This is a genomic window from Corynebacterium sp. H128 (assembly GCF_037482625.1).
In the GTDB taxonomy this organism is placed as follows: Bacteria; Actinomycetota; Actinomycetes; order Mycobacteriales; family Mycobacteriaceae; genus Corynebacterium.
In genome coordinates, this window is record NZ_JBBHKW010000019.1 from 1 (window position 1) to 8,293 (window position 8,293).

Annotated in this window: 7 protein-coding genes; all 7 read right to left on the bottom strand. The window is 49.3% G+C overall.

Annotated features, from left to right (window positions below):
* On the bottom strand, window positions 1–283 hold a 283-nt coding region (locus WG915_RS11505; RefSeq protein ID WP_339565020.1), incomplete at its 3' end, for a GDP-mannose 4,6-dehydratase.
* Between the two features lie 355 nt (window positions 284–638).
* Entirely contained in the window at window positions 639–2,723 is a 2,085-nt protein-coding gene (locus WG915_RS11510) for a glycosyltransferase (RefSeq protein WP_339565526.1), read from the bottom strand.
* Complete coding sequence (locus tag WG915_RS11515; protein ID WP_339565527.1) at window positions 2,711–3,730, bottom strand: MraY family glycosyltransferase; 1,020 nt, start codon at window positions 3,728–3,730, stop codon at window positions 2,711–2,713. Before WG915_RS11515 ends, WG915_RS11510 begins: the two co-directional genes overlap by 13 nt.
* A 10-nt stretch (window positions 3,731–3,740) precedes the next feature.
* Window positions 3,741–5,534 (bottom strand): polysaccharide biosynthesis protein, encoded by a 1,794-nt coding sequence (locus WG915_RS11520; RefSeq protein WP_339565528.1) that lies wholly within the window; start codon window positions 5,532–5,534, stop codon window positions 3,741–3,743.
* A gap of 281 nt (window positions 5,535–5,815) precedes the next feature.
* Entirely contained in the window at window positions 5,816–6,418 is a 603-nt protein-coding gene (locus tag WG915_RS11525; protein ID WP_339565529.1) for an arsenate reductase/protein-tyrosine-phosphatase family protein, read from the bottom strand.
* The gene (locus WG915_RS11530; RefSeq protein ID WP_339565530.1) at window positions 6,411–7,823 is read right to left on the bottom strand and encodes a polysaccharide biosynthesis tyrosine autokinase; all 1,413 of its coding nucleotides are present in this window, start codon (window positions 7,821–7,823) and stop codon (window positions 6,411–6,413) included. Before WG915_RS11530 ends, WG915_RS11525 begins: the two co-directional genes overlap by 8 nt.
* A 295-nt stretch (window positions 7,824–8,118) precedes the next feature.
* On the bottom strand, window positions 8,119–8,277 hold the full coding sequence (locus tag WG915_RS11650; RefSeq protein WP_445227828.1) for an integrase core domain-containing protein: 159 nt from the start codon (window positions 8,275–8,277) through the stop codon (window positions 8,119–8,121).
* Window positions 8,278–8,293 lie beyond the last annotated feature (16 nt).

Here is an 8,293-nt window from a genome sequence, read left to right on the forward strand (position 1 = left end):
TGGCGTCATGAATCGGATCCTCAACCGAGTACCGCACATCAATCTGAGCTGCCAGATGGAAAATCACCTCCGGGCGATGTTCAGCCAGGAACGCGTCGAAGTCCAACTCCAAGATGTCAGCTTCAACAAAAGTGCACTTCCCGGTGGCCTGGGCCGCGGCAAGGTTCTCGGTTCGACCGCGGCTGAGGTTGTCCACCACAACGACATCGTGGCCCTTCTCAATTAACAGATCCGTCAAATGAGAACCAATAAACCCGGCCCCGCCGGTAACAAGAGTGCGCATGAGCTCCTCCTCAGGAGTATTAGAAATCTACTTAAAAATGAACTCTAAAGCTCAGAAGATCTGGGACATGTGTCCGATCGCAAATTAGAACCGGTTAGGTGGAAACCGCACAAAGACATAAATGAAAAATAGAATAGACACACAAAGTTGGCCAACTTGAAAAACTCGGGCGACCAAGCACCGCGATCTAGGAACTCCTAAATGCCGTCGACCACATAAGATTAACTCCAATCCTGAGAGCTTTAGTGCCGATGGTTGTCCACCCAAGCTGAATCTGGACGAGAACCGCCAGACGTAGAATCTCAGCGACTGTTGCCGAACATCAAGATAGAAACACTCAAATGAAAACTAATAACTATCGCTTCGCGAGGAGCGATACCAAAAATTCCTCCTGTAGATCAACAACCTTTGACTCCTCATAGTTCTCCTGCACGAACTGAAAAGCGTTGTCAGCCAGCTCAGAAGCCAGAGCTTGACTTTGCCAAACTCGTAACATTGCCGCAGCCAAACTCTCCGCGTCCCTTGGAGCCACCAAAAGACCAGTACGGCCATCCTCAACTAGATCCACTACTCCAGTAACACGCGTAGAAACAACCGGGACTCTACTGGCGAAAGCTTCCAAGATAACTGTGACGAGCCCTTCCCGATATGTCGGCAAACAGAACAAATCCATACCCTTATAAAAGGAAGCTACTTCGGCGACATGTCCCAATGCTGCGGTTTGTATGCCCAAGCTCGCGGCACGGGCAAGCAACTGCTCCCCGGAAGCATCCTCTACTTCACCGAGAACAATAAGCTGCACTTCTTCTCTTACGTTAGGCAATAAAGCCAGCGCTTCGCTAAGCTCGTTAACGCCCTTTTCTGCAGTTAGTCGTCCGACAAACCCTATAGTGTACTTGTTGGGATCCAATCCAATACTTCTAAGGACTGTTTCACGTTCATCCGCGCCGGAGCGCGGATGAAACTTCACCATATTAACCCCCTGGGACGAACCACGCCCGAGGAGAGTAATCTTTTCGGCGTTGCCGATTTTTAAAGCCCTGAGCTTAGAATAAACAGAATTGCTGACCGCGCATACCGAAGTAGCCGAAGCTGCCACAATCTTTTCGATCAGCAGGAATACCCTCTTTGCTAGCCCCTCAGCAGTTTCGAGGCGAAGCCCATGAACCCAGTAGATCCTTACGGGAACCCGCAGAATCGATGCGGACAATAACCCCAAAAGGGAGGCTTTGGGTGTACCGAAAAGCACAGCATCAGGTCTAATTTGACGCAATACTTTTACAAATTGCAGCAGAGACTTAATGTCCTCTACCAAATTTGGCCGACGTTCCATCGCCACTTGATGCACCACAAATTCCTTGCTCAGGCGATCCGCGGTATCTCCAGGCGCAGAAATCAAGTGGACCTCGTAGCCTCTTTGTTTCAGTCTCTTAGCCAAGGCTTCGTGAAACATTAGTGCCGTGTGATGCGTCACTCCAATTATTACACGACTTGAGGCACATCTTGCGATCCGAGCAGCCTTCAAATGGGAAAATGCTTGCCGGGGAGATTCTAATTGATCCTCGATACCCGGAAATGCAGATACACTTGGACTAATCTCTAGATCTCCAAAAAGCTTTGAATATAGTTTGGGCTTTCCAACGAGGGATGCGGCACGACGGAACAGTACGAGTGGGACCGGAAAAAGGAAGCACTTAATTCCTTGAGCGTCAGCTAAATGCCTAACTAAGTCTTTGGTAGAAACCGATTCGAGATCACTAACCAACAGGGGACCGCTCGGAACATCCGGTTCAGAAATCGCCCTAGCAATCCAGGTCGACAAATTACCTACAGAGATCATTGTTCGTCGATTATCGGCAGAACCCAATGGTAACGGCAATCGAGTGTTTACTAATTTAGTAATCTTTTCGATATTGCCTTTCGCGCCCGCCCCGTACACAACTGGAGGTCGCAAGACGACTAGGTCCATAGAAAAGTCCCTACTCAATTGCATGAGAGCGACCTCTGCTTCGAGCTTAGAAACTGCATAGGTCGCGGACGGATTCGGGGCATCAGAATCGGCAAACGGCCGCCCCAAGGTCTGCTCACCATTGACGCCGATAGAACTCACGTACACAAACCTTCGGACGCCCTGCGCAGCCGCAGACTTAAACAGCTCGATGGTCCCCCGTACATTGGCCTCACGAAACGCCTCTAGAGGGTCGTCCGCCGTCTCATGCAAAACGTGGACTCTCGCAGCCAAATGGACGATGACATCAATGTCCGAAAGAAGACCGCTCCAGTCACTACTGCTAGAGAGTGCGGGGATCTTTCGACTTTCATGAGCGCCCAATACCAATTCACCGGCTCTAGAGCCCGCGACTACAAAGTGCTCACCGGACAGACGCTCAACTAAATGCCGTCCTACAAAACCCGACGCACCTGTGACTAGGACTCGCATGTGCCCACCTTCCTATGACCCAAAAATGATGGCAATGACAAATACACACCGCAAAGCGCAACCAGAACCCCCACAACAATCAAGGAAACTTGAAGCGTAGATCCAATAGCAAAAAGTCCGACAATCCCAGCCAATAAAGTGAAAACGTTTACCACGATAGCAACCTGAATATGAGACAACCCAAAGTCAGTCAGTCGCTGATAAGTATGCATTCTATGGGCCTCGAAAATTGGCTGACCAGCTATAGATCTTTTCGTTAGCGTAAAGATCGCATCTGCCCAATAGATACAAAATGGTGCAAACACTGCAATCAAGGGAATACCGAACCAAGCCGCATACAGGGCAAGGCCTGCTGTAACTCCCCCTAGGAGATAGCTACCCACATCCCCAAGAAACATACCCGGCGGAGTCAGATTCCAAAAAAGAAACACTGCAAATGCTACTGCGACCGACGCAGAAACTAGCACCAACAATTGCAGGTCTAGCTTGTGTCCGATTAGGGAGAACACTAGGCCGATGCTTACTGCATAGAGCCCCGATATGCCATTAATGCCGTCCATGAAGTTAGTAAAGTTAACATTCGATACGAAAAACAGAGCAGCGATCGGAATCAACATCCATCCAGTGTGGCTAAGAGTTGATAAGCCTAACGAAAGTAGTGTACCGATTAGCGCTTGCCCCAAAGCGCGCATACTTGCCGGCAACCCCCATATGTCTTCAGCTAAGCCTAATAGACCCGTGATGATTGCAGCGCCGAGAGTCAAGAGCATCATGTCAAATTCGGCTCGGAAGCGCCATAAGACAGAGCCAAGCAACAGCAGCGCCGACAGTGCAGTCAAAGGCGCTACTCCGCCGCCTCTCAGGGTCGGCCGAGCATGCGACGATCGATGATTGGGAATGTCAACTACACCGACTTTAATAAGCACCGGCCGCCAAGCAAAGGTTGACACTGCAGCGGTTAGCCCAACAGCAAGGACCACAATCCAGTCAATCAAATCGGTGTTCAATGTAAATTCCTTAGCTCGAAGTACCTTTACCGGCTCTTTCCATAAACTCTTCTCGGTTCAAGTCATCTGGATCGATCACTTCGGCATGCGCATGAGATATCTTCGAATGGAATGGTCTATTCGCGGTCTCTCCTGTACCGACAAGCTCCTCATGCATTTTCTCACCAGGTCGTAATCCGGTGAACACAATATCAATGTCCTTTTCGGACATCTTTATCATCCGCTGCGCGATTTCAAGAATCTTGACCGGCTCGCCCATGTCCAAAATCAAAACCTCTCCAGAGCGACCAATTCCGCCAGCCTGCAGCACCAGCTGACATGCTTCAGGGATCGTCATGAAGAATCTAGTCACGTCAGGATGGGTGACAGTAATTGGCTTGTTTTCTTGAATCAGACGCATGAAAGTCGGAAGCATTGAACCTCGGCTACCAATAACGTTGCCGAATCTTACTGACAAATAAGTATTGTCCGACTGTGCCCCATACCAAGCAGTCAGCTTTTCCGCTACCCGCTTGGAATGACCAAGAACGCTAGTAGGGTTTGCCGCCTTATCGGTAGAGATGTTTACAAAAGTTTCAACACCAACATCGTAGGCAGCTCGCAAAACATTAAGCGATCCAAGGACGTTTGTCTTCCACCCCTCATCTGGATATCGCTCAAGCATTGGAAGGTGTTTCAGTGCAGCTGCATGGAATACGACGTCCGGGCGACGAGCACGAAAAATCTTTAGCACTTCTTCAGACTCGCGAATATCCGCCAGAATGACGGCATCCGTATCCAGAAGGCCATTACCAGCCACGTTAATTAGCACTTGCTGCAAGCCGGTCTCGTCTCGATCCAGCATCATCAACTCCGACGGCCCATACTTCGAGATCTCCGTACACAGTTGCGACCCGATAGATCCACCGGCACCTGTAACCAAGACTTTTTTACCAGTAAGATACCCTGCGATTTCAGATACGTTTGTCTCGACTGGCTGGCGTCCGAGAAGGTCTTCGATTGACAAGTCACGAAGATCATTTCCCCTGATGCCCTTAGCAACCACCTGACCAATGGTCGGCATTACTTTCACTGATAAGCCATTTTGACTAGCGATGTCCTGAATCTGTCGAAAGAAAGAAGAATCAACGTTTGCGATTGCCACGATCAGGGTTTCCGCTCCGGTCTCTGAGACCACCTTCGCAATCTCGTCAAGCGATCCGAGGACAGGGACACCGCGGATCCGCCGAGACTCAAGGTCTGGATCATCATCAATAAAACCTACGGGCAAATAGGGTGACGCAGGATCGGTCATCATCCATTGTGCAAGGTTGGTACCAATGTAGCCACCGCCGAGAATCAATGCTCGAGTCGAATCCGAAGCTGGTCGCCGGTTCCTCTCGACTTGTTTCCGCACGATAAATCGAACAGAAAGAGCCAAGAAAATCGAGACTAGCGTTGCAATGATCATTACGCCACGAGAAATACCCAGGCGCCCGCCAAGAATTACCGAAGCGAGCCACAAGATGGAGCCTACGATCCCGACTACGAGCGATACACTCAATGTATCCTCGAAAGTGCCTAACGCTAACCGACCGCGCTTCCGATAGAGCCGAAAGCCTAGCCCAATCAACAGCTGCAGAATCACTGCTGCAACTGCGAACCACGCAAGAATGTCCCACCTGACCGCTTGTAGATCGAATTCATAACGAAGCAATGCGGCCAACGCAACTGATACAATCCAGACAACCGCGTCGACACTAAAAAGGGCAGTTTCTTTAGGAAACGGTTGCGACCTTTGCAAATTTCGACTATCTTCGTTCATCTCGTCATTACCCTTCAATTCTACAATGAATATGAGGACCAGCCATGGCCCTTATTGATCGAGCGGCTCACTCACACTCTCGGCTTCCCTATCGAGCAACACCGTCAACACCAGCTTTATGCTCAACCTTGCGGAACTTTTTCTATCCTAATCGAAACTCCCTTTAGTCGCAGTTTGTCATACGACAGACAAACCAATAAGAAATCAATACGGTCCACCGATATGCAAGCACTGCCCACACCGTTCATCTCGACGAGGGACCGCCCGCGAAAGAGGAGACGCTATACGCTCAGGGCATGAATCAAATAGGCCGCAACTACGTCGATGGCTGGTATTAATTGCGAACCAGACTTCGTATATATTTGATCACTTTTGCCAAAAGGATCGACCACATCGTCTTCCTCCGGCATAGGTAGACAGGCGAGCTCGCTTCGACTTAACCTGGCCGCTTCAACAGCGGCGTCCAAGCGCTCCTTCACTGTAGCCCCCGAAGACTGAACTTCTAGTTGAAGATCCCGATCCGAGGTGGCACCAACTAATCGGGCAAATTCACGAACGGTGAATACGCATTTTGATTTTCTTGGCACGAGCTCTGCAACCGCTTTGCGGTGCGACCTATCCATCGCCAAAACAAGACTAGACTCTTGCACCATTTCCGCCAACAGCTGTTTCGCTCGATGAACTTCGGGATCTGGAACTCCTTGGGAAAGAGCTAGCGACTGCGCTTGTGGCGTCATACCGCGTCCAACCAAAGCCCCAATACCAGCTGAACCTATCCGTATCTCCGGAAAGTCGGACAACTTGCTTTTTAACAGTAATTCTGCCAAAGGCGAGCGACACACATTTCCTGTGCAGACAGTAAGAATTGAGAAGGTATCAGGCATCTAGGATCACCGCATCTTGTTCCCCTTCTTTCCTATCACGATTTCCATACTGGCCATATCCATAGTTGCCGTAGCCATATCGTCCGGCGGCATTTTGTTGAAGCATTGTGACGATGATACCGACGACGTTAGCGCCGGCATTGTTCAATGCGTTTAATGCACCTTGAAGCTCCATTTTCTGGGTAGAACCGGAAGCAACGGCAACCAATATTCCAGTTTTCCCGTGTCCAATTACTGCAGCATCAGTCACGGAAAGAACAGGTGGAGCATCAATGATGATGAAATCAAACTCTTCACCGAGTTCCTCAAGAACGGCATTCATCGCAGAAGAACTCAGCAGCTCACTTGGGTTCGGGGGTATACGACCCGCTGGCAGGAAGTATAGATTCGTTCGTCCCCAGCGTTGCAGGACATCTTCAACGTCAGCCTTTCCAATGAGAACATCGGTCAAGCCGGCAGCACCTTCGACGTTCATATATTTATGAACCATCGGAAGCCGTAGGTCAGCCTCGATCAACGCCACTTTCGCGCCTGTTTCCGCGATTGCCAAAGCAAGATTTGCTGAAGTTGTAGATTTTCCTTCACCAGGATTTGGAGAAGTCATTACAAAAATTGATGCCTCTTTGTCGACATTAACGAACTGCAAGTTGGTACGAAGCGCTCGGAAAGACTCAGATCGTGGACTGTATGGCTTTGTTCTAATGACGAGTGGATTTTGTTTCGCATTGGGATCATCAATCACACCGCCAAGAAGCGGAATTGATGTAATATCTCTTACATCGTCCAGTGAGTGAATACGTGTATCGAGAACATTCCGAAGAATTGCGATTCCAAATCCTAACAAAAAGCCCGCAAGAATGCCTATAATAAGATTCTTAATTAAGTTGGGGCTGACCGGTGCCGTTGGAGTTTCCGCGACTTGAGTGGTGGTCAGGTTAATAGGACTGATGCCAGTTTTGACATCTGTTTCCAAGTTACTCTGCACAACACGTTTAAAGCTCTCGCCTATAGAGTTGGCTATCTTAGCGGCATCTTCGGGTGAGGTATCAGTTACGGTGACATTGATCAATGCGGTTTGTTTTGGTGATACAGCAGTGACTTTTGAAGCCAACTCGGTTGAAGAAATATCTAAAGCCAATTCTTCTACCACCGGATCCAGCACGACACTTGAACGGATTACATCCACATAGCTGTTAACAATTTGACGTGAATAAGTAGCCCCCTGAGCCAACTCTCCGGTAGTACCATCCTGAGACCGAACAGAGACGTACAATTGAGTACGTGATTGGTATTTCTCGGTTGCAATCAAGGAATAGCCCAGCCCTACCAACAGTCCCAATACCGTCACGATGACGATGATCATCCAATGTTTGAACAGGACTTTCGAGTACTCGCGTATCCCCATTGTTATTTAATCCTCACTAGAAATGGACTTACCGATGTAGTTTCACAAATCAATTAAGCACTGCTCGCCCGTTCGACTTTGCTATAACCTCTTAAGAAGATCAGCTCAGAAGTGCTAACAGTAAAACGATCCTCTATGAAAGTATAGCCGGTAAATATTGCAAGCTGTAAGTTGCAGCAGCAAGCCCTGCAACCGTGAGCGTTCCGGCGAAAAGTAGGTCCTAGAGGCGAACCGTTCTACAAGCTTACCCAACACTCTACCCATCAGGGCGTCTGAAGTGCCCCGGGTTTTGTTCCTAGGCGTTTGCCTTGATTTCTATTATTTCTTGTTCTGGGCTACTCACCCAAAATTCGTGCTCGACCTCAGCCGGCGTACGGTAGTCCAGGCTTTGGTGAAGTCGTGACTCGTTCCACCACGAAACCCAGTCCAACGTCGCGATCTCAACATCAGCCACGTCGGCCCACGTCCGC

Bases quoted from the DNA above. Each gene is read 5' to 3' on its own strand.
- WG915_RS11525 (WP_339565529.1), bottom strand. From the start codon at position 6,418: ATGCCTGATACCTTCTCAATTCTTACTGTCTGCACAGGAAATGTGTGT.
- WG915_RS11510 (WP_339565526.1), bottom strand. From the start codon at position 2,723: ATGCGAGTCCTAGTCACAGGTGCGTCGGGTTTTGTAGGACGGCATTTA.
- WG915_RS11530 (WP_339565530.1), bottom strand. From the start codon at position 7,823: ATGGGGATACGCGAGTACTCGAAAGTCCTGTTCAAACATTGGATGATC.
- WG915_RS11520 (WP_339565528.1), bottom strand. From the start codon at position 5,534: ATGAACGAAGATAGTCGAAATTTGCAAAGGTCGCAACCGTTTCCTAAA.